At 51.1% G+C, this 21141-nt stretch carries 16 protein-coding genes; 3 read left to right on the top strand and 13 right to left on the bottom strand.

Translation table 11 applies throughout. The annotated features are described in order from the left end of the window. Positions 1 to 12: 12 nt before the first annotated feature. A complete protein-coding gene (locus tag BEN74_RS17625) occupies positions 13 to 369 on the bottom strand; it encodes a hypothetical protein (RefSeq protein ID WP_068910724.1) in 357 nt (118 codons plus the stop codon). Between the two features lie 268 nt (positions 370 to 637). On the opposite strand from BEN74_RS17625, the gene rlmKL reads away from it, so the two are divergent. Next, positions 638 to 2842: a bifunctional 23S rRNA (guanine(2069)-N(7))-methyltransferase RlmK/23S rRNA (guanine(2445)-N(2))-methyltransferase RlmL gene (rlmKL, locus tag BEN74_RS17620; RefSeq protein ID WP_068910723.1), complete on the top strand. Its 2205-nt coding sequence runs from the start codon at positions 638 to 640 to the stop codon at positions 2840 to 2842. A gap of 308 nt (positions 2843 to 3150) precedes the next feature. On the opposite strand, the gene BEN74_RS17615 is transcribed toward rlmKL, so the two are convergent. From BEN74_RS17615 to crp, 6 genes are all read right to left on the bottom strand, one after another. Further along, on the bottom strand, positions 3151 to 4443 hold the full coding sequence (locus BEN74_RS17615) for a DUF945 family protein (RefSeq protein ID WP_068910722.1): 1293 nt from the start codon (positions 4441 to 4443) through the stop codon (positions 3151 to 3153). A gap of 234 nt (positions 4444 to 4677) precedes the next feature. Next, positions 4678 to 6222, bottom strand: a complete 1545-nt coding sequence (locus tag BEN74_RS17610) for a GH3 family domain-containing protein (RefSeq protein ID WP_068910721.1) — start codon at positions 6220 to 6222, stop codon at positions 4678 to 4680. Between the two features lie 2 nt (positions 6223 to 6224). Then, positions 6225 to 6620 carry a hypothetical protein gene (locus BEN74_RS17605; protein WP_068910720.1) on the bottom strand — a complete coding sequence of 132 codons (396 nt, stop codon included), beginning with the start codon at positions 6618 to 6620 and terminating at the stop codon, positions 6225 to 6227. Positions 6621 to 6753: 133 nt separating this feature from the next. Continuing rightward, positions 6754 to 9333 (bottom strand): ATP-dependent chaperone ClpB, encoded by a 2580-nt coding sequence (clpB, locus tag BEN74_RS17600; RefSeq protein WP_068910719.1) that lies wholly within the window; start codon positions 9331 to 9333, stop codon positions 6754 to 6756. Positions 9334 to 9624: 291 nt separating this feature from the next. Continuing rightward, positions 9625 to 10674 carry an NADP(H)-dependent aldo-keto reductase gene (locus BEN74_RS17590; RefSeq protein WP_068910717.1) on the bottom strand — a complete coding sequence of 350 codons (1050 nt, stop codon included), beginning with the start codon at positions 10672 to 10674 and terminating at the stop codon, positions 9625 to 9627. A gap of 176 nt (positions 10675 to 10850) precedes the next feature. After that, on the bottom strand, positions 10851 to 11561 hold the full coding sequence (crp, locus tag BEN74_RS17585) for a cAMP-activated global transcriptional regulator CRP (RefSeq protein ID WP_068910716.1): 711 nt from the start codon (positions 11559 to 11561) through the stop codon (positions 10851 to 10853). Between the two features lie 146 nt (positions 11562 to 11707). On the opposite strand from crp, the gene BEN74_RS17580 reads away from it, so the two are divergent. Then, positions 11708 to 12133, top strand: coding sequence for an OsmC family protein (locus BEN74_RS17580; protein WP_068910715.1), 426 nt, complete (start codon positions 11708 to 11710; stop codon positions 12131 to 12133). A 328-nt stretch (positions 12134 to 12461) separates the two neighbouring features. Here the strand turns inward: BEN74_RS17580 and BEN74_RS17575 are convergent, their stop codons facing one another. Both BEN74_RS17575 and sohB read right to left on the bottom strand, forming a co-directional pair. After that, on the bottom strand, positions 12462 to 13919 hold the full coding sequence (locus tag BEN74_RS17575; RefSeq protein WP_068910714.1) for an NAD-dependent succinate-semialdehyde dehydrogenase: 1458 nt from the start codon (positions 13917 to 13919) through the stop codon (positions 12462 to 12464). 543 nt (positions 13920 to 14462) lie between these two features. After that, positions 14463 to 15425 carry a protease SohB gene (gene sohB / locus BEN74_RS17570; RefSeq protein ID WP_068910713.1) on the bottom strand — a complete coding sequence of 321 codons (963 nt, stop codon included), beginning with the start codon at positions 15423 to 15425 and terminating at the stop codon, positions 14463 to 14465. A gap of 213 nt (positions 15426 to 15638) precedes the next feature. Here sohB and BEN74_RS17565 point away from each other — a divergent pair, with 213 nt between their 5' ends. After that, positions 15639 to 16124 (top strand): hypothetical protein, encoded by a 486-nt coding sequence (locus BEN74_RS17565; RefSeq protein WP_068910712.1) that lies wholly within the window; start codon positions 15639 to 15641, stop codon positions 16122 to 16124. A 47-nt stretch (positions 16125 to 16171) separates the two neighbouring features. Here the strand turns inward: BEN74_RS17565 and pstB are convergent, their stop codons facing one another. The 4 genes from pstB to BEN74_RS17545 all read right to left on the bottom strand — a co-directional run bounded on the left by pstB (position 16172) and on the right by BEN74_RS17545 (position 21013). After that, positions 16172 to 17098: a phosphate ABC transporter ATP-binding protein PstB gene (gene pstB, locus BEN74_RS17560; RefSeq protein WP_068910711.1), complete on the bottom strand. Its 927-nt coding sequence runs from the start codon at positions 17096 to 17098 to the stop codon at positions 16172 to 16174. 14 nt (positions 17099 to 17112) lie between these two features. Beyond that, positions 17113 to 18504 carry a phosphate ABC transporter permease PstA gene (pstA, locus tag BEN74_RS17555; protein WP_068910710.1) on the bottom strand — a complete coding sequence of 464 codons (1392 nt, stop codon included), beginning with the start codon at positions 18502 to 18504 and terminating at the stop codon, positions 17113 to 17115. Continuing rightward, positions 18504 to 19883: a phosphate ABC transporter permease subunit PstC gene (pstC, locus tag BEN74_RS17550; RefSeq protein ID WP_068910709.1), complete on the bottom strand. Its 1380-nt coding sequence runs from the start codon at positions 19881 to 19883 to the stop codon at positions 18504 to 18506. Before pstC ends, pstA begins: the two co-directional genes overlap by 1 nt. A 101-nt stretch (positions 19884 to 19984) precedes the next feature. Further along, positions 19985 to 21013 carry a substrate-binding domain-containing protein gene (locus BEN74_RS17545; RefSeq protein WP_068910708.1) on the bottom strand — a complete coding sequence of 343 codons (1029 nt, stop codon included), beginning with the start codon at positions 21011 to 21013 and terminating at the stop codon, positions 19985 to 19987. Positions 21014 to 21141: the final 128 nt, after the last annotated feature.

The following is a 21141-nucleotide window of genomic DNA, read 5'->3' as shown; positions in this document are numbered from 1 at the left end:
GCTTTCGGAAAGCTAGCGCAGCGCGCCAATATAATGATGGGACACTTGCGCATTGTAGATTTCTTCCGGCGTCGCCTCCTCACGGTACTCAGGCTCCTCCTGCAGCTGTTCTTCCAGCGTTTCCTCTGCCGGTTCTGCCGCCGCGCTTAAATCCAGCAAGGCATATAGGCGCTGAGTCAGGCGCTCCAGTTCCGGGTCATTGGCCTGCTGCGCAATTTCAATGGCATAGCGCGCATATTCTTGATTTTCAGCCAGATAAAGTACATCAATCACACGGCCAGTCACTCTGCGCAGGCGCGCGTAAAACAGCGCCGCCGCAGAAAAAACTTCTGAATTTACAATACTTTCACCGCGCTCTGCATGCATCATTTCATTCCCCTTACCCTATTAGAAAACTTCAAAAAACCGAATGCATCTGCTTTTTACCAGCCCCAAGCGCAGATGCTTCAGTGAATAAGCATTCAAATAAGCAAAATGCATACCAATAACGTGATTTTTCTTTTTAGGCGGCGCTGCTGAATCTTTTGAGCACGCAGGCAATGCTTCATATTTCTCAAGCAACCGGTGCAGATGATGCGCCCAAATAGGTGAAAATAAGTTAAAATATCGGATTGCTTTTTTGCTTTTGGAAATTTACATGAATTCGAAACCCCGTCTTTCTTCATATTGGGTCACCTGTGCAGATGGGCTTGAAACCTTACTCCGCGAGGAAATTGAAGGTTTAGGTGTTCAAAATATTGAGCAGTTGCCGGGTCGGTTGATTTTCAAAGGCACATTGGCGGACGCTTACCGCATCTGCATGTGGTCACGCTTGGCTTCACGCGTTTTAATGCCTATTCATACCCATGAACTGGAATTTACCCATGACGCGCGCGATGTGGCTGAAGAGCTCTATGAAGGTGCGATCAGCTTTGACTGGTCGCTGATTTTTGCGCCGCAAAGCACATTTGCTGTGCGCCTGCATGTTGAGCGTGAAATTAAAGTCAACAGCCAGTTTGCGACGCTGCGCGTAAAAGATGGCGTGGTGGATTCCTTCATGGAAGCGGTCGGCAAGCGCCCAAGCATTGACATTAAGCAGCCGGAAATCACCCTGTATGTGCTGGCCGGAAAAACCGCGCATACCTACTGCCTGGATTTGTCCGGCGACTCGCTGCATAAGCGCGGCTACCGCCGCTACATGACCGATGCGCCGATTAAAGAAAACTTAGCTGCAGCCATTCTGCAAAAAGCAAAATTAAAACAGCGCGATCCGGAAATTATTTTAGATCCGATGTGCGGCTCAGGCACATTTATTATTGAAGCGCTGATGATTCTGACTGACCGCGCGCCAGGCTTAGTGCGCCGCTTCGGCTTCAACGGCTGGAATGGCCATGACCATGATTTATGGATGGGCATTAAAGCCGATGCTGCCGAACGCCACGCCAAAGCGCTGGAACAGCAGCTGCCGAAATTCTATGCCTATGATGCCGACTGGGAAGCAGTCAAAGCCACCAAGCAGAATATTATCGCCGCCGGCTTTGAATCGGTTCTGGATCAAATTAAAATTGAAGAGCGCACTTTAGCCGACTGGCCTGATTTTGAAGCTGCCGGCAAGCGCGCATTTATTGTCACCAACCCGCCTTATGGCGAGCGTCTGGGTGAAAAAGCCTCCAACCGCGCGCTGTACTTAGGCCTATCTGCGCTGTTGCAGAAGAATTTCCCGAATCAATATGCAGCCGTAATTGCTGCGGCCGTTGAGCAGGCTGACGTACTGGCCTTTAATGATCCGCAAATTCTGCGCCTGATGAACGGCAAATTGCCGATTTATGTCCGCTTCGGAACAATTAAACCGGCAGCGGTTACTCAGCCATTTTTAGCCACTTGGCAGCCGCAGCAGTTTGAAGCGATTGAAGGCGCAGAAGACTTCACCAACCGCCTGCAGAAAAACATGCAGGCATTGAAAAAGTGGGCTGTTAAAGAAAATATTTACTGCCTGCGCCTATATGATGCGGATTTGCCTGACTTTAATGTCGCGGTCGATTTATACGGCGACAAGCTGCATGTGCAGGAATATGCGCCGCCAAAAACTATCGATCCTGAAAAAGCCAAAAAGCGCTTCAACCTTGCGCTGCAGGCAATCCGCGCGGTAACCGGCTTAGGCCGCGACGCAATCTTTATTAAGACCCGCGCGCGCCAGGAAGGCAAAGCCCAGTACGCGAAGCAAAGCACAGCGTCCAAGCGCTTTATTGTGCAGGAAGGCAAAGCCAAAATCCTAGTCAACTTAACAGACTATCTGGATACCGGCCTGTTCCTTGACCACCGTCAAATGCGCCTGCGCATTGCTGCTGAAGCCAAAGGCAAGCACTTCCTGAACCTGTACAGCTATACTTCTACAGCCAGCCTGCATGCCGCTTTAGGCGGCGCAGCCAGCACCACCAGTGTTGACCTTTCCAATACCTACCTGAACTGGTCTAAAGAGAACTTTGTGCTGAACGGCTTAACGGTTGACCATGTCGATGAACAGCATCAGTTCTTCGCCAGCGACTGTTTTGAATGGCTGAAAGAAGGCCATGAGCAGTATGACCTGATCTTTATTGATCCGCCGACGTTCTCCAACTCGAAGAAGTTCTACGGCACATTTGATGTGCAGCGCGACCATAATTCTCTGCTGAAGCGCGCCATGAACCGCTTAACCACGGAAGGCACGCTGTACTTCTCAAACAACTACCGCGGCTTTGAGATGGATGAAGAAGTTGAAGCGATGTTTGACGTGCAGGAAATCAGCAATGAAACCATTGGCCCGGATTTCAAGCGCAATCAGAAAATCCACCGCGCATGGAAAATCCAGCACCATCCGGTTTAAGCTCTGAAAAAATGCTGAGGCGCGCTGATTGCGCTTCAGCACTGCAAATCCATCAGGAGAAAAAACCGCTCAGATTTGAGCTAATGCAAGTCAGTTAAACATTTTTAATCCTCCCCCAGCCCTCCTTTTCCAAAGGAGGGAGCACCTTAGATTCAATACCGTATTGAATTCAAAAGTGTTCCCCCTCTTTTTCAAAGAGGGGTTAGGGGAGATTTATCAATACGTAATAAAAATTACGCTTAACTGATTGGTATTACTCTATCTGAGCGGTTTTTTGCATTTCCCAGCATGGCTGCCGGCAGAAGGCTTTATTTATCCGGGTTCAAAAACATTTTCTGCCCGAATTGATAATCCATCAGCATTTTCAAGCTGTCGCCAGAGCGCTTGGCCTGCCCTGAAGACTCCAGAGAGCTGAACATGGTTTCAATGTCCTGATCCGTCATCAGCGGCGCGGAAGTCGCCTGCGAATAGCCGCTGCTGATGCTTTTCAGCAGGTTTTTATCAAATTCCAGATCCGCCCTAAATGACAGCAGGCTTGGCATCATTTTCACAAAGGACTGCACTGAGCCGTGATGCCCCGGCATCATTTTTCCGGTCAGATTCGCTTTGCCTACCCCGCTGCCGACACTGATCTGATTGCCTTCAGAGGCAAAATCAAAGCCTTCATTGACGATTTTAAGGAAAGCATCCGATGCATCCTGACGCAGTAATTCAGCGCTTTCGCAGCTTTTTTGCGCCTTGCGCATCACCGTCGACAATTCCTGCATGCGCTGCAGGCTAAGGTTCTGAATTTCCAGATTCATGACAATGTCTTTGGTCACCGGCGAATTCGGCACATTCAGTTCGCCAATCTTAAAGCTGCCGTCAAATCCGACAGTCTTCTCACCGACCTCTGTATTCCAAATCATCTCCATGTTCTTGATCCCGCCGGATAAGTCTGTATCCAGGCGCTGCACGGAAGCGACTGAAAAGCGCGTATGGCCTGAATCGAGCACGGCGTCATTCAGCCCTTGCGTGGTTTCAAACTGGACATTCTGCATCAGCATTTGGCTCGGGCCTTTTAAAACCGTAAATGCCGGAATTTCCATTTCTAATTTTGTCACTTTAGGCGCGCCGCTGATTGGCGCGGCCGCATGAATGCTGATGACGCTCGGATCAAGCCTGACTTTTACGCCTTCCGCCTGCGTATCGACTCTTGGAATGTTTACCGTCGTTAAGGCTCTGCCCAGCCAGTTGATTTTGGTATGCGCCTGCTGCTCGCCGCGCAACAGCGCTTTGGCGGCGGCATTGCCGGACTTGAAGACATAGCTGGAATCAATCTGATAGCCGTTCCAACTTTTGCGGATTTTATCCTGCCCCTGCAACACCAGCAGATCATTGGCCTTGCAGGGATCTAAGGCTAAAGTCATCACCCAGTCTGCCGTCCCCTGCAAAGCGCCCATTTTAAAATTGCTGTACTGGATTTTCACTTCATCATCCGCGACGGAGTGCTGCTCCTGCGCATAATAGGCAGCCAGCTTTTGATCTGCATACCAGTTTGCACCGGCTGCTGTGGCAGCTGCAGCCATAATGCTTCCCGCGGCCCAAATAATTTTCGACATTATTTGCTCTTTTTTTGATTGTTTTCATAGCAGTATAATCAAATAACAATTACAAAAAAACACATAATGCTATCAGGGAACAGAAATATTTTTAAATGGCTTCGCCAGTTTAAACCGGCTCTGCATAATGCGCCGCGCTGGCCGGCTTAAGCTTAAAGAGGCCCTGATTCCATTATGATTTCCGCAGGGCATGCCTGAGCAATGCGCATTCCTTTGCGCGCTGGCTTAGGCTTATCAGTATATTTTTGTTCTCATTTTTTTCAGCGGTTCCGGCCTGATGCTGCCTTCCAGCATGCCGTTGTGCAGCGCCAGCGACTTATAATAATGCCATGCGTCATCTACATGCTTAATTTCCGGCGCGTCCAATTGACCCAAGTCACGCGCCAGTTCATAGCCAAAGCTTTGCTTCAATTGCCGGTCCAGCTCTTCAACGCTGGGCTGATGCAGGCCATTGCCCTCACTCAGCAGAATATAGTGCGGCTTTTTCAGGCTACACTGCTCTATGCCCAGCAGGCTGACAGGCGCGTAGTCTTCCCGCTTAAAGCAGGCCAGCACCTGCGCCGCCATGCTCTGATCCAGTTTTTCTCCGGCTAGATCAACCGTCATTTTGCGGCCCAGAAATTTAAAGCACGGCACCTGCTGATAGAAACCGGTCACTTCCAGTTCATCTTCAATCAAATAACGGATTAAGCCTGCCCCTGATGTAATGACCGGACTGACAATGTCGCCCTGCTTCAGCTTCCAGCTTGGCACCAGCTGCTGCGAATCCTGCAGCAGAAATTCATAGAAATGCGATTGATAGCTTAAAGGATACTGGCCTTCAAACGGTACCGTAACCACAGCTTCGGTCGCCCACAACCCTTTCCCTTCAAAAGCCACGCCTGCAATACGCGCCTGCAGCTGGACTGCCCATTGCTCGGCGCTGGCGGTATCCCAGCTGGAAATTAAGCTTAACCTTGGCCAAAGCTTTTTCCATGACTGCGGATCTTTAAGGTTCAAATGCTTCAACTTATAGCTCTGCTCGCAGGATTTTGGCGCAGGCAGAAAAGCCAGGCTTGGACGCGGCCATTTACCGGTGGTCAGCACCGCGGTGATTTCAGGCTGATGCCGTTCAATCATCTCCAGCAGCTGCAGAGCGGAAGTCGGGCTCCTGACCGAAATCATGCCTAAGCGCTTGTCCGCTGCAAGGTAGACGGCTGTCGCAAACATGGCGTCATCGGCAGACTGCGCCATAGCGATTTCCGCAGGCACGGATTGCGTAATACTGTTCAGGATATGCCTGGAGGCATTCAGCAATGCGCTGTCATTGTTCAGATTGCTGCTTTCAAGCAACTGTCTTTGGCTTTCCGGCAGCCAGGACACCGGCCAGTAATGCGTTGAATTTTTCAGCTGCGGATGGCGCTGATACAGGCTGGCCAGCCATAAGCCGGCCGCCTGATCCAGCTCACTGAGGAATATTTCCGTATACGGAATAAATTTCAGCGCTTCACCGGAGCCGCTGGTAGGCTTAAAGCGGACAATTTTCCCCGCGCTCAGAAAGTTTTTGCCGCATTGGCGCGACTGCTCAATTTTGGCCTGCCAGTCGGCATAGCTAGTTAGGGGATATTTTTCCGCAAAGCGTTCATAGCTGATGCTTTGCCCGCTATGCTGCTTTAACAATTGGCTCAGCTTGGCGCGCTGAACCCGCTCTAACTGGCCGGCCTGATGCTGGAAGCGATGAAACGCTTTCCGGCAAGCCAGCGCGAGAAACCGGTGTGATGCAGCCAGCAACAGTCCCATATTCAAGCCACCTTTAAAGTAGGGTCAGGCGCGATATGCAAAGATGCGTTCTTTGGCTGAGCCAGGCAGTCATCTTTTCCCCGACAGTCATGTTTAATCAAAAAGCGCCACGCATGGCAGCGATAGCAGTCCGCCAGCAAAAAACCGCCTGCAGAACCCCGAAATCCGGCATTGGCGCGGCATTTTTGAGCCATGCCGCAAATAAGCATGGCCGCATGCACCGCAATGCCTGCTGCACGCCGATCTTCACCGTATGGCCCATTATTCAGGCGCCGCAATCGCTTAGACCCCATCATCGTGTTTATTCCCTGCTGCCCCTTCATCACCCAGAGCGCTATTTTTCTTGTTTTAACTGCATGCGCAGAAGGCCTGTTTTTGTGCAGCAGCGCATTCATCATATTAGTTCCATCATTTGAACAAATGCAATCCGCTTTGCGCATTTAAATGAGGAAATTCGACAAGTGCAAAATAAGGAACCCGGCCGAAGCCGGGTTCCTTATGGTGTTTTCAACAGCAAGCTGATTCAGCGCATCAGCTTAGCTTTAATTTTTCAAAGCTGAGATGGCCATTTTCACCCCGGACAACAATGGTGTCTCCTGCCTGAAATTCCCCGGACAGGATTTTTTGCGCCAATGTATTTTCAACCTGCTGCTGTATAGCGCGCTTCAATGGGCGGGCGCCATACAGAGGGTCAAAACCGGCTTCAATCAGCTGATCAAAGGCGCTGTCATCCACAGTTAAGCTCATATCCCTTTCGCTTAAGCGCGCGCGCAGGCGGGCCAGCTGAATATCGGCAATGCCGCGGATTTGCGCTTTTTGCAGCGAATGGAAGACCACCAGCTCATCAATACGGTTGATGAATTCCGGGCGGAAATGCTGCGTTACCGCGCTCATGACCACTGCGCGCACTTCATCATCCGTCGCGCCTTCACCCAGTTCACGCACATCGCTGGAACCCAGGTTGGATGTCATGACAATCACGGTATTCTTAAAGTCCACCACGCGGCCTTGTGAATCCGTCAAGCGCCCATCATCCAGCACCTGCAGCAGGATGTTGAAGACATCCGGATGGGCTTTTTCAACCTCATCAAACAGCACCACGCTATACGGCTTGCGGCGCACAGCTTCGGTCAAAACGCCGCCTTCTTCATAGCCGACATAGCCTGGAGGCGCGCCGACCAGGCGGCTCACGGAATGCTTTTCCATGAATTCGGACATATCGATGCGGATCATCGCGTCATCGCTGTCAAACAGGAAGCTGGCCAAAGCTTTGGTCAATTCAGTTTTACCCACGCCTGTAGGGCCAAGGAACAGGAACGATCCGCTTGGGCGGTTAGGATCTGACAGGCCGGCGCGTGAACGGCGCACAGCATTGGAAACCGCCACCACAGCTTCGTCCTGGCCAACCACGCGGTTATGCAGGTAGTCTTCCATATTCAGCAGCTTTTCACGCTCGCCCTGCATCATTTTCGCTACAGGAATGCCGGTGGCCGCGCTCACTACTTCGGCAATTTCATTGTCTGTGACTTTGTTGCGCAGCAGTTTCGGCGATTCATTCTCTTCCGCAGCTTCTATGCGCTCCAGCTGTTTCTGCAGGTCTGGAATCACGCCGTACTGCAGGCGTCCGGCTTCGCCCAAATCGCCTTCACGCTGGGCTTTTTCCAGAGCAATGCGCGCCTGATCCAGCTTCACCTGAATGTCTTTGTTGCCTTCAACCAGCGCTTTGTCGGCGCGCCATACTTCTTCCAAATCATTGTATTCGGTTTGGATTTCTGCAATTTGGCGCTCAAGGTTCGCCACTTCGGCTTTGCTGCCTGCATCATCATCTTTTTTCACCACTTCCAGCTGCATTTTCAGCTGAATCAGGCGGCGCTCCAGCTTATCTAAAGCTTCCGGCTTGGAGTCCAGCTCCATCTTAATGCGCGAAGCCGCTTCATCAATCAGGTCAATGGCTTTGTCCGGCAGCTGGCGGTCGGTGATGTAGCGGTGCGACATTTTGGCGGCGGCGATAATGGCCGAATCCAGAATCTGCACGCCATGATGCGTTGCATAGCGGTCTTTCAGGCCGCGCAGAATGGCAACGGTGTCTTCCACACTCGGTTCATCCACCAGCACTTTCTGGAAACGGCGCTCCAGCGCGGCGTCTTTTTCAATAAACTGGCGGTATTCATCCAAAGTGGTTGCACCCACGCAGCGCAGCTCGCCGCGCGCTAAAGCAGGCTTCAGCATGTTGCCGGCGTCCATTGCGCCCTCGCCCTTGCCTGCGCCCACCAAGGTATGCAGCTCATCAATAAACAGGATGACTGCGCCTTCCTGCTTGGCCAGATCTTTCAGCACCGCTTTCAGGCGCTCTTCAAATTCGCCGCGGTATTTTGCGCCCGCCAGCAGCGAACCCAGATCCAGGGATAATACCCGCTTGTCTTTCAGGCTTTCCGGCACTTCGCCGTTGACAATGCGCTGCGCCAAGCCTTCTACAATCGCGGTTTTACCGACCCCCGGCTCTCCAATCAGCACCGGGTTGTTTTTGGTGCGGCGCGACAGCACCTGCACCGTGCGGCGGATTTCATCATCACGGCCAATCACCGGGTCAAGCTTGCCGGCCAGCGCGCGTTCGGTCAGGTCAATCGTATATTTATTCAGTGAGTCGCGCTGATCTTCATGATTATTGCTCATGACTTTTTCATCACCTCGGATTTTAGTAATTACATTGCGCAAGCTGTCGGTTTTCAGGCCCGCGCTGTTCAATAGCGTTTTGGTCGCGCCGGTTTCAGCCAGCCCCAGCATGACCCAGTCGGTAGACAGAAACTCATCGCCGGCTTTCTGGGCAAAGCTGTCGGCCAGATTCAGCGCTTTGACCGCATCCGGACTGAGGTTGATGTCGCCCGTTGGATTGGCTAAGGTTGGCGCGTCACTCAGCGCCTGCTGCAGCTTTGTTTTCAGCTCCGGCAGGCTGGTGCCCGACTGCTGCAGCAGGCTTAAATTAGAAGCCTCTTCTAGCAAAGCCGACAGGATATGAATGCCTTCAATTGCAGCATGGTCTTTGCCCATGGCCAATGATTGCGCATCAGATAGGGCTTGCTGCAGGCGGTTGGTGAATTTTTCAAAACGCATTCTTGTTATTCCTCACAACAAATTTTGTACTTGATGGATATATGGGAACACTCAACGATTTTTCAACTAAATTTTTATATATTTTTCAAAAACTTAGCAAATTAGACTTTCTAGATATCAGTACTAATATTGGTCTGCTGAAAAATAATTTCAAGTCTTTTGTTCTAAAAATCCGATTAATTTTGCAGAAAGATTCAGTTGCAGCCAGATTCCGCGGCATTCTGCCCAATTTTTTGGCAAAGCCGAAAAAAATACCCTTAAAAATTAAGGGTATTTTTTATTGACAGCGCTTTATGGCGCCGGATTCGGCTGCCGGCGGTGAATTTCTTCAATGCCCTGCAGAATCTCTTCCGAAAGATTAACCTGAAACGCATCAATATTTTCTTGTAGCTGCTCCAAACTGGTCGCGCCAATAATGGTGCTGGTCACAAAAAACTGCTGCTTGATAAAGGCCAATGCCAGCTGGGTTAATGTCAGGCCATGCTGTTCCGCCAGCTGCGCATACTGTTCAGTGGCCCATTCGCTTTGCGGATTGCTGTAGCGGCTGAAACGGCTGAATAAAGTCACCCGCGCATTGGCCGGCCGCGCGCCGTTGCGGAATTTCCCGCTAAGATAGCCGAAGGCCAAAGGCGAATAGGCCAGCAGGCCCACGCCTTCAAATTTTGCAATTTCCGACATGCCGATTTCATAAGTCCGGTTCAGCAGGCTGTAGGGGTTTTGCACGCTGACGACTTTTTCCAGACCCAGCTTTTCCGCTAAATGCAGGAATTTCAATGTGCCCCACGGCGTTTCGTTGGACAGGCCAATCGCGCGGATGCGGCCTTTTTTCACTTCAGCGCTTAAAGCTGTCAGGGTTTCTTCCAGCGCAGTAATATCTTGAGCGCTGCCGGCTTCAGTATTGCCGTAGCCCAGCTTGCCAAAGAAATTGGCCGGGCGCTGCGGCCAGTGCAGCTGGTACAGGTCAATATAGTCGGTCTGCAGGCGCTGCAGATTGCCATCCAGCGCGGAGGAAATTTCGGCTGCGGTATAGCGGGTCGCGCCGCCGCGGATCTGGCTGCCGCCTTGCCCCGGCCCTGCAATTTTAGAGGCTAAAAACAGCTTGTCGCGCCCGCCGCGCGTTGCAAGCCAATTGCCGATGATGCGCTCCGTGGCGCCCTGCGTTTCCCGCTTAGGCGGCACCGGATACATTTCTGCAGTATCCCAGAAATTCAAGCCGCGCTCCAAAGCATAGTCCAGCTGCTGAAAGGCCTGCTGCTGCGTATTCTGCTCACCGAAAGTCATGGTGCCCAGGCAGATTTCCGGCACTGAAATGCCGGTATTGGCTAAAGGTTTAAACTGCATAACACTCTTAATCCTTGCTGTATTTTTATATCAGGCTGAATAGCTTCATCACTAAGACTAACCAATTTCAGCCTCTAAGTTAAATCACTATTTTGCCGGCTTGGCCGCGGTTTTCAGGAAAGCTGGGCATAAAAAAAGCAAACCCGAAGATTTGCTTTTTTTCAGTTCCTTAGAACTCATTCTTCATCATCAATATCATCTGATGAAAATTCATTGTTGGCTTCTAAAGATGCATCAAAAATCAGAATGGCTTTGCCGTCTGTTTCAATCATGCCCTGCTCTTCCAGCGTTTTCAGAACACGGCCGACCATCTCACGCGAGCAGCCGACAATGCGGCCAATTTCCTGGCGGGTAATGCGGATCTGGCGGCCATTCGGCAGAATCATCGCTTCCGGCTGAGAAGACAGGTCGATCAGGCAGCGCGCAATGCGGCCGGACACATCTATAAACGCCAAGTCAGTGACTTTGCGCGTGGTATTTTTCAAGCGGCGCACCAGCTGGGCAAAAACAGCATAGCTTAAATCTGGATACTGCTTGCTCAGCTCATGGAAGTTTTCATAAGTCACTTCGGCAATTTCGCAGACATCACGCGTGCGGACTTCCGCCGTGCGCTGCGCATTGGTTTCGAATAGACCCATTTCCCCAAAAAAATCACCCGCGTTTAAATACGCAACCACGATTTCACGCTCATCATCTTCACTTAGGATGATGGATACAGACCCCTTCAGAATCAAATACAGCGATTTGGATTCTGATCCTGCATCTACGATTGTCGTGCGTTTTGGGTAACGATTTATGTATGCACGTTTTAGTAATGCTTTAACTGACTCAGGAAGCTGACCTGGCGACAGCGCATCTGTGCTAAGTTGTGAAAAGTTTGAAGTCATGCTAACGGTTCCGGATATGGATAATTTATAGATCGCACAGACCTAAAATGAACTTGTCACACGTAAGAGATGAAATTCCTTATCAGCTCAATTTATGTTAGTGTACAGGCACTTCGTAAATCTATAGCTTTTTTTAGGTAGTTGCAATGCAAACAAGTGTTCATTGGCTAGAGAATGTCGCTTTTGAGGCAAAAACTCAAAGCGGCCACAGCATTATCATGGATGGCTCGGCAGAATACGGCGGTGAGAACCGCGGCCCGCGCCCGATGGAGCTGATTTTGACTGGCCTGGGCGGCTGCGCGTCTTTTGATATTGTGACCATTTTAAAGAAAGCCCGCCAGGACATCAGCGATGTGCGCTGCGAGCTGAGCGCCGAACGCGCCGACAGCATTCCTGCGGTATTTACCAAAATCCATTTGCACTTTGTGGTCAGCGGCAAAGGCGTTAAAGAAAAGCAGGTGGCGAAAGCGGTTGAGCTTTCTGCTGAGAAATACTGCTCCGCCAGCAAAATGCTGTCTGACGGCGGCGTTGAAATTACCCATGATTTTGAAATTTTAGAAGCTACTGAGTAACGCGTCTCAAATTGTTCCAGAATCAAAAAGGCCGCTGAGAAAGCTAATGCCAGTCAGTTAAGACATTGACTGGCTTTTTTTTAAATTCTAGGACATCTTAAATAGATACCTTTCATAAATCAACAAGTAACTATTAATTGGCAGTAAAATTAATATTGGAAGTTCCTTCTCCCTTTGGGAGAAGGTTAGGATGAGGGAATTTTTTCAATAAAATCCTCTCCCTACCCCTCTCCTTAAAAAGGAGAGGGAACTTCCATTACGAATTAAATATTGTTTAAAAATCAGCCTGATTAATACAGCTGCCCGCTCAGGCTTCAGCCATCACCGCTTATTCCTCAAGCCCGCCAAATAAGGTGTATTTGATTTCCATATAGTCTTCAATACCGTATTTAGAGCCTTCGCGGCCTAAGCCCGAATGCTTGACGCCGCCAAAAGGCGCGACCTCATTGGAAATAATGCCCTTATTGATGCCCACCATGCCGTATTCCAGCTGCTGGCTCATGCGCCATGCGCGGCCTAGGTTATTGGTATAGCAGTAGGATGCCAAACCGAAATCTGTATCATTCGCCATTTCTAGCGCCTGGCGCTCGGTCTCAAATTTAAATACAGCCGCCAGCGGGCCAAAAGTTTCCTGCGTTGCCACATCCATCTCCGGCGTGACATCAGCGATCAGGGTCGGCTCAAAGAACAGCGCGCCGGCAGCATGCGGACGGCCACCGCGAATCAATTTTGCGCCTTTATCCAATGCATCCTGAATATGCGACTGCACTTTTTTCACCGCATTCTGATTAATCACCGGCCCAATATCATGGCCGCCCTCCAGGCCGTTTCCAATTGAAAACGCCTGCATTTTTTCATTCAGGCGCTGGATAAACTGCTCATAAATGCCAGCCTGCACCAGAAAGCGGTTCACGCAAACGCAGGTCTGCCCGGCATTTCTGAATTTGGCGATTAATGCGCCGTTTACCGCATCTTCCAGATTTGCATCATCAAAGACAATAAACGGCGCATTGCCGCCCAGCTCCAGCGAAACTTTCTTCAAAGTCTTAGCGGATCTTTCCAGCAGCATTTTGCCCACAGGCGTAGAACCGGTAAACGTGAATTTCCTGACCTCATTGCTTGCAAAAAATGCATCGCCGATTTGGACTGCATCGCCGGTAATAACGCTGAAGACTTCTCCCGGCACGCCGGCCTGCATCGCCAAATCCGCCATAGCCAGCGCTGTAAATGGCGTTTCCGGCGCAGGCTTAACAATGCAGGGACAGCCGGCCGCCAATGCCGGAGCTACTTTGCGGGTAATCATGGCCGCTGGAAAATTCCACGGGGTAATCGCAGCCACAATGCCGACCGGCTGCTTAGTCACCACAATCTGCGCATCTGCATATGGGCTTGGAATCACATCACCATAAGTACGCTTGGCTTCTTCGGCAAACCATTCCACAAAACTGGCCGCATAAATAATTTCGCCTTTCGCTTCCGCCAAAGGCTTGCCCTGCTCGCTGGTTAAAATGAATGCCAGTTCGTCCGCATGCTGCAGCAGCAGATCATTCCATTTTTTTAAAATAATTGAGCGCTCTTTTGCCGTTTTGGCTTTCCACGCAGGCCATGCATCTTTCGCAGCCTGAATCGCTTGTTCGGCTTCAGCCTTGCCCATATTCGGCACAGAACCGATGACTTCTAAAGTTGCAGGATTGATGACCTCTGCCGTCTGCCGGCTTTGGGCATCGAGCCATTGGCCGCCTATGCAGGCTTTTTCATGGAATAAATTAAGCTGGTTCAATTGCATCACGCATTCCTTTCATCTCGGCACTATGCACGCATAAATGCCGATCAACGCTGTATTTCATGGCGGAACATAAAATAGGATAAAAATGTACGCCCGCCGCGGCATGCCGAAATGGCCGGCAGGCTAAAGTCCGCCGCCGCTTCCATGCATGGCTGCCGCTGTTAAGGAAACCATTGCTCCCGCGGGCCATCCGCCGCTTTTTTCTTGCCGGCTGGAATCTTGCAATGCCAGTCTACACCTAAATGGCGCGCATCATCCCTGCAGCCTGTATGGTTAATGCTGCAAAAACGCTTTGCCTGCAATGCTGTTTTGATTATTTTTTCAGAATGGCCATGTGATTTTGCTTATTTGAGCGCTCAAGCTGGCTGGAATGTTTAAAAACGGCAGGCCTTGCTACCATCCTCAAAACCTTCGATGCACCGATGCTGCGCGGCATAAGCGCAGGCCAGCGGCATCATAGATAAAACGCTCAATTAAAAAAGCCAGCCAATAATTAAATTGACTGGCTTAAACAGCGCGGACTGGCGTGCAGCCCGGCTGCGGTTAAAGTTTCGGGTCGCGCAGCTGCACTGAACCTGAATTGGCTTTCAGCAAAGTTTCAGCAAATTTATTCATCAGCGCCGGAACCAGCGCATCGGCCACCTGCGCAGCATGCAAGCCCAGCTTCTCGCCTAGGGTCGGCTTGCGGCGCGTTTCAATCACATAGATATCATGCTGCGGCAGCAGATTCAGCAAGAACTCGTCTGAAGTCTGCAGGCGGTCAACCAGATTCAGATCCAGCGCATCGTGCCCATACCAGTGCTCGCCGGTTGCCACTTTTTCCACATTCAGCTGCGGGCGGTATTTTTCCACAAAGTGCTTAAACAGCGCATGGGTCTGCTGCAGTTCTTCTTCAAACTTGGCTTTGCCTTCTTCGGTATTTTCGCCGAACATGGTCACGGTGCGCTTATACTGGCCTGCGGTATACAATTCGAAATCAATATGCTTTTCCTTCAGCAGGCGGTTGAAGTTCGGCACTTGCGCTACAACGCCTATGGAACCCACCACAGCAAAAGGCGCAGAAACAATCTCTGAGCCAATGCAGGCCATCATATAGCCGCCGCTGGCAGCCACTTTGTCTACGCAAACCGTCAGGTGAAAGCCCGCATCACGCAAGCGCACCAGCTGCGCAGCCGCCAAGCCGTAGCCATGCACCATGCCGCCCGGGCTTTCCAGGCGCACCACTACACGGTCCTTGCCGGCTTTAGCCGTGGCCAAAATCAAGGTGACTTCTTCACGCAGCTGCTCAACGGCCGACGCTGCAGTGTCGCCTTTAAAGTCCAAAACATAAATTTTCTGATTGGTTTTTTTGCGGGCGCGCGCTTCTTTGGACAGCTGCTGCGCCAGCTGGAGCAGCTCTAATTTGGAGGCCGTTGTTTGCGCGATTTTTTTGCGCTGTTCATTAATGCGCGCATTTAAATGGCTGACGCGGATTTCAGCAGGCAATTTAGATGTGTGAAATAGCATACAGATACAGGCCCGTTTAATTCATATTTTATAATGCATAAGATGCGGGCGGCGCCCCCGGAATTCAATTTATATTTTGAAAATAATTATCATTGCAGAAACTTATGCATCAAAAACTGTACAATGCCTTCAATTAAAACCGGAATCCGGATAAGCTGCTTTTTGCTATCAGCCCGGCAGCAATCCACCCTCTTTACAGGTAATTAGCGCATTATGTTCAATCTTCTCCTGCGCAGGCCTGCGCGCAGCGCCTTTCTTGCGGCCCTGCTCTCCGCCAGCATTTCCAGCCCTGGTTTTGCGCAAAGCCTGCCTGCAGCGCAAGCATACGCCGCTGAAGCTTATCAGTCAGATCTGCAGCAGTTTAAAGACTTCTCCGCTGCCCATTCGCCTGCGGTTGCGGCCCTGTTTTCACAAATTGATGCTGACGCTGAGCATGCCGTTACAGAAGCTCAATTTGCCAACATGCAGCTGCAGCTTGAAGATATGGCCGCCGCTGTGCAGAAGCTGGCGCTGCGCAGCCCCGAAGCGCTGCGCGTTCAAGCCGAACTGCTGACTTTGATGGATTTCTTTGCGCGCTATTTAACGGCTTTGAAAACATCTGACATCGGAACCATGCAGCAGCTGGATGCTGAAAAAGCGCTGCTGATGCAGAAGCTGAATGACGCAAAGGCGCAGCTGTTTGCACAGGCAGCGCAATAAAAAAGAGCCTTCCGGCTCTTTTCTATGCGTGGCTGAGATGCCGAAAATTAACCGAAACGGCCAGTAATGTAGGCTTCTGTCAGCTGATGATCCGGCTGGGTAAAGACTTTTTCAGTCGAGTTGACTTCAATCAGGTCACCCAAATGGAAGTACGCTGTGCGGTCAGACACGCGCGCCGCCTGCTGCATGGAGTGGGTTACAATCGCAATGGTGTACTGGGTAGAAAGCTCTGAAATCAGCTCTTCCACTTTCGCAGTCGCAATCGGATCCAGCGCAGAACACGGCTCATCCATCAGAATCACTTCCGGGCTGACCGCAATGGTGCGCGCAATACATAAACGCTGCTGCTGGCCGCCTGACAGGCCGGTGCCCGGCTGGCTTAAGCGGTCTTTCACTTCATCCCACAGGCCGGCTTTGCGCAGGCTGTTTTCAACAATTTCTTCCATGTCGTATTTGTCGCGCGCCAAGCCGTGCAGCTTAGGGCCATACGCCACATTGTCAAAAATAGATTTCGGGAACGGGTTCGGCTTCTGGAACACCATGCCGACCTGCGCGCGCAGCAGCACCACGTCCAGATTCGGGTCATAAATATCCTGATTGTCCAGCATCACCTTGCCTGTCACGCGGCAGGAATCAATGGTGTCATTCATGCGGTTCAAGGTGCGCAGGAAAGTCGATTTGCCGCAGCCGGACGGCCCGATGAACGCAATCACTTCATTCTCATAGACCTGCAGGTCAATGCCTTTGATTGCTTCCGCTTCGCCGTAGTACACATGCACATCTGAAGTGCTGAGCTTAACATTTTTCGACTTGGCGTCTTTTTTCGCGCTGGACTGGGTATCAAACTGCGATACAAACGAAGTCGATGGCTGCTTTTGCGCTTCCGGAGAAGCCGTAAATTGCTTTTGCTCTTGGTTCACTGCTTTATCCTGATCTAAGGAATTCGTTTTAGATGTTGCCGTTGCCATATTCATAATAATGCTCTCAATTACCAGCGCACTTCAAACTTTTTGCGCAGCCAGATGGCTAAACTGTTCAGGCCGATCATCAGCGCGAGAAGTACGATAATGGCAGCCGCGGTGCGGCCTTCGAAGAAGTTGCGCAATTCATTGCCTTGCCACAGGAAAATCTGCACAGGCAATGCCGTAGACTGATCCAGCGGCGTTGCCGGCACGCTGGCGACAAAAGCGCTCATGCCGATCAGCAGCAGCGGCGCGGTTTCGCCCAGCGCCTGCGCTACGCCGATAATCGCGCCGGTCAGAATGCCCGGCAGAGCCAGCGGCAGCACATGATGGAACACCGTCTGCAGGCGTGAAGCGCCCAAGCCTAAAGCCGCTTGGCGGATGGATGGCGGCACCGCCTTAAGTGATGCGCGCGTGGTGATGATCACCGTCGGCAGCGTCATCAGGCTCAGCACCAGGCCGCCGACCAGAGGCGCGGACAAAGGCATGTGCATCCAGCCAATGAAGATCGAGGCGCCCAGCAGGCCGAAGACAATTGACGGTACAGCTGCCAAGTTGTTGATGTTGACTTCAATCACATCTGTAATCACATTTTTCGGCGCAAATTCTTCCAGATAGACTGCCGATGCAACGCCGATTGGAATCGAGATCAGGATCACGATCATCATCATGAACAGCGAGCCCATGAATGCGCCGGCCAAGCCTGAAGTTGCAGGCGAACTGCGCGAATCCGGGCTGGTGAAAATATTGGTATTGAAGCTGTTGCTGATAATGCCTTGCGCTTTCAGCTGATCCGCCAGCTGGCGCACTTCAGGGCTCAGCTGCTGCTGCTCATCCGGCAAAGAACGGTCAATATTGCCGGCCAGCCAGACATCCACATTGGCGTCAGCCAGAACTTTAATGTCCTGCTTTTTGCCAATCAGCGACGGGTCAGCAAAGACCATATCGCGCAGGCGGTAGGCTTCTGAGCTAGTATACAGCGAGCTTAAATCGTCACGCTTGGCTTCCAGCGCTTTATCTTTCGCAATCAAGCCGTTGACAATCAGCGCATCCCAGTCCGCCATGCCCATGTCGGTTTGCCATGCAATATAGCGTTCCTGATAGTGCGCCGGGGACTCGCCCGCTTTCTGCACCGGCTTAGGGCCGGCGTTAATGATGGCCGGATCAAAATACACCGGCACCGTCATGCTGCTTTGCCAAAAAGAAGGCAAGCCTTTGGCCAGGATGCTGCCGAACAGCAGCGCGACAAAGAACAGGCCGGCAATCACCGCAGAGAAGCCGAAGATGCGGAAAGTTTTTTCTTTACGGTGGCGCTTCGCCAAAGAGCTTTCGATGGTTTTTTTACGTTTTTCGCGTAATTCAGCCGCAGCCCGTTGGTCCAATGCCTGATCCATAGAGGATGTGTTTGAAGTGCTCATTATTCGTATTGCTCACGGTATTTGCGCACGATGTAAAGTGCCACAATGTTCAAACCTAAGGTAATCACAAACAAGGTTAAACCGAGTGCGAATGCCACCAATGCTTGCGGGCTGGCAAAGTCTGTATCGCCAGTGAGCTGGTTTACAATGGTAATGGTTACGGTAGACACGGCTTCAAGCGGGTTGATATGCAGCAGCGGGCTGTTGCCGGCCGCCAGAACCACAATCATGGTTTCGCCGATTGCGCGCGAGGCCGCCAAAAGGAATGCGCCGATAATGCCCGGAAGCGCCGCCGGAATCACCACCTGGCGGATGGTTTCCGACTTGGTCGCGCCCAGGCCCAGTGAACCGTCACGCAGCGCGCGCGGCACCTGAGTGATAATGTCATCCGACAGTGACGATACGAAAGGAATGATCATGATGCCCATCACAAAGCCGGCTGTTAAAGCGCTGGTTGCATTGATGTCCAAGCCAATCAAAGCGCCCAGGTCTTTGGCAAACGGCCCGATGACCATCAGGGCGAATACGCCGTAAACAATCGTTGGAATGCCGGCTAAAACTTCAATCGTCGGCTTGGCCCAAGAGCGGAAGCGCGGTGAAGCGTATTCAGCCAGATAGATGGCGATCATCAGGCCCACCGGCACAGCAACCAGCAGCGCAATGCCGCTGACCATCAAGGTGCCCCACAGCAGCGGAAGCAGGCCGTAGCTGCCTTCGGCATTGCCTGATGTGCTGAAGCCCGGGTTCCATTCCGTGCCGAAGAAGAAGTCGAATGGGCTGACAAAGCTGAAGAAGCGCATGGCTTCACTGAACATCGACATCACAATGCCGATGGTGGTCAAAATCGCCACGCCGGAACACAGCGCCAAGGCTACGTTAATGATTTTTTCAACCTGGTTGCGTGCGCGGTACTGTTTTTCTACGCGGCGCTTCGCCCAAACCAGGCCAATCAATGCAGCGCAGATCACCACAGCCAGCTTGGCGAAAGAGGCAATATTTTCAAACTTAGCCAATTGCTGCGCAGCCGCCAGTTCATAGGCAGCCGGCGCATCGCTTACGCCAAAACCTGAAGCAAGGGCCTGAACGCGGTCAACCAGCACGCTGATGCTGGCCGGATCAAGCGTCGCTTTAATCTGTTCAGGCACATTATTTAAAACCACTTGCTTCAGAATGTTCGGTTCAACAATATTCCAAACAATCAAAATTAAAAAAGCAGGGATGCCGCACCAGAGCGCAACCAAGGCGCCGTAATAGCCTGGGCGCGAATGCAGCATTGCTGAGTTATTTCCCTGGCCTGCCAGTTTCCGGCTTTTGGTTAAGCCAATTTGATAGGCTATGGCAATAATCGCCAGCAATACACCTATAAGCAGCAGATTCATGTATTCTCCACCGTTTTTTCAATTTTCATTCTTTGAAAAAACTTTCTATTCGCAAAAAGCCAAAGGCAGGATCACCCTGCCATCAGCTCATTCAGCATTACTTATTTAACCGCTTTGCCTGCTTTAAAGCTTGCAAGAACTTGCGCACGCTCTTTGTCTGACATAGAAATCAGGCCGGATTTTTCCAGTTTAGAACCTTTGCCTGAAACTTTTTTGCTCAGGAAGAATTCTGTGTACTGCGGCAAGCCTTTGATTGATTTCAGGTGTTCGCCTTTCACGTAGAAGAACAGTGGACGCGATACCGGGTACGAACCGTTCAGAATGGTTTTCTCAGACGGTGCTACATTGTTTACAGTCGCTACACGCAGTTTGTCGCGGTTCTGGTCATAGAAGCCTAAGCCGAACACGCCCACTGCGCTTGGAGAAGTTTTTAAGCGCGCCAGTGTTTCAGTATAGTCGCCCGCAATTTCAATCACTTTGCCGTCTTTACGGAAAGTTGAGCATGCTTTTTTCTGAGCGTCTTTGTCCAGCTTGGCAAATGCTTCGTAAGTTTCACAGCCTGCATCGACCATTTTTTCCTGGAACACTTCACGCGTGCCGTGGTTAGATGCCGGAATCACTAAAGTGATTGGCTCATTTGGAAGCGATTTGTCAATTTGGTTCCAGCGCGTATACGGGTTTGCAACCATTTTTCCGTTTGAAGGAAGCTCAGCTGCCAGCGCGGCGAATACGTGCTGCGGGCGCAACTTGTAAGTGGCTTTTTTGACGTTTGATGCAAACACAATGCCGTCATAGCCGATTTTGATTTCCAAGACCTGATTTACGCCGGCTTTTTTGCAGGCAGCCAATTCAGTGTCTTTAATTTTGCGAGATGCGTTTGCGATATCAATAGTGTTGTCGCCCACACCGCTGCAGAACTGCTTCAGGCCGCCTGAAGAACCGCCAGAACCGACTACAGGCGTTTTGAATTGCGGGAAAGTATTGCCGAATTCTTCCGCTACAATACTTGCATAAGGCAAAACTGTAGAAGAACCGGCGATTTGGATTGTGTCACGCGCCGCGTTTGCGGTTGTCGCAGCAGCCGCCCCAGTAGTTAGTGCCAATGCAATTGCGATGTTTGTAAAGCGCATTCTCATCTCTCTTATTTGATGCAGTTTAGGAGTACGCCACTTTTTATTAAGTTTTGTACTTATTTCGATAACTGCATTTTGATTTTAGAATATGACAGATAAGTTACAGCTTTATGACGATTTGGTGA

The sequence above is a fragment of the Acinetobacter sp. WCHAc010034 genome, from assembly GCF_001696615.3.
Lineage (GTDB): Bacteria > Pseudomonadota > Gammaproteobacteria > Pseudomonadales > Moraxellaceae > Acinetobacter.
The sequence above is the reverse complement of the archived record's forward strand: the minus strand, read 5'-3'. Positions and strand labels throughout refer to the sequence as shown.

Coding starts and splice junctions, on each gene's coding strand:
- BEN74_RS17575 (WP_068910714.1), bottom strand. CDS start 13,919: ATGCAATTGAACCAGCTTAATTTATTCCATGAAAAAGCCTGCATAGGC.
- pstA (WP_068910710.1), bottom strand. CDS start 18,504: ATGAGCACTTCAAACACATCCTCTATGGATCAGGCATTGGACCAACGG.
- BEN74_RS17590 (WP_068910717.1), bottom strand. CDS start 10,674: ATGCAGTTTAAACCTTTAGCCAATACCGGCATTTCAGTGCCGGAAATC.
- BEN74_RS17580 (WP_068910715.1), top strand. CDS start 11,708: ATGCAAACAAGTGTTCATTGGCTAGAGAATGTCGCTTTTGAGGCAAAA.
- clpB (WP_068910719.1), bottom strand. CDS start 9,333: ATGCGTTTTGAAAAATTCACCAACCGCCTGCAGCAAGCCCTATCTGAT.
- rlmKL (WP_068910723.1), top strand. CDS start 638: ATGAATTCGAAACCCCGTCTTTCTTCATATTGGGTCACCTGTGCAGAT.
- BEN74_RS17610 (WP_068910721.1), bottom strand. CDS start 6,222: ATGGGACTGTTGCTGGCTGCATCACACCGGTTTCTCGCGCTGGCTTGC.
- BEN74_RS17545 (WP_068910708.1), bottom strand. CDS start 21,013: ATGCGCTTTACAAACATCGCAATTGCATTGGCACTAACTACTGGGGCG.
- sohB (WP_068910713.1), bottom strand. CDS start 15,425: ATGCTATTTCACACATCTAAATTGCCTGCTGAAATCCGCGTCAGCCAT.
- crp (WP_068910716.1), bottom strand. CDS start 11,561: ATGACTTCAAACTTTTCACAACTTAGCACAGATGCGCTGTCGCCAGGT.
- BEN74_RS17565 (WP_068910712.1), top strand. CDS start 15,639: ATGTTCAATCTTCTCCTGCGCAGGCCTGCGCGCAGCGCCTTTCTTGCG.
- pstC (WP_068910709.1), bottom strand. CDS start 19,883: ATGAATCTGCTGCTTATAGGTGTATTGCTGGCGATTATTGCCATAGCC.
- pstB (WP_068910711.1), bottom strand. CDS start 17,098: ATGAATATGGCAACGGCAACATCTAAAACGAATTCCTTAGATCAGGAT.
- BEN74_RS17625 (WP_068910724.1), bottom strand. CDS start 369: ATGATGCATGCAGAGCGCGGTGAAAGTATTGTAAATTCAGAAGTTTTT.
- BEN74_RS17605 (WP_068910720.1), bottom strand. CDS start 6,620: ATGATGAATGCGCTGCTGCACAAAAACAGGCCTTCTGCGCATGCAGTT.
- BEN74_RS17615 (WP_068910722.1), bottom strand. CDS start 4,443: ATGTCGAAAATTATTTGGGCCGCGGGAAGCATTATGGCTGCAGCTGCC.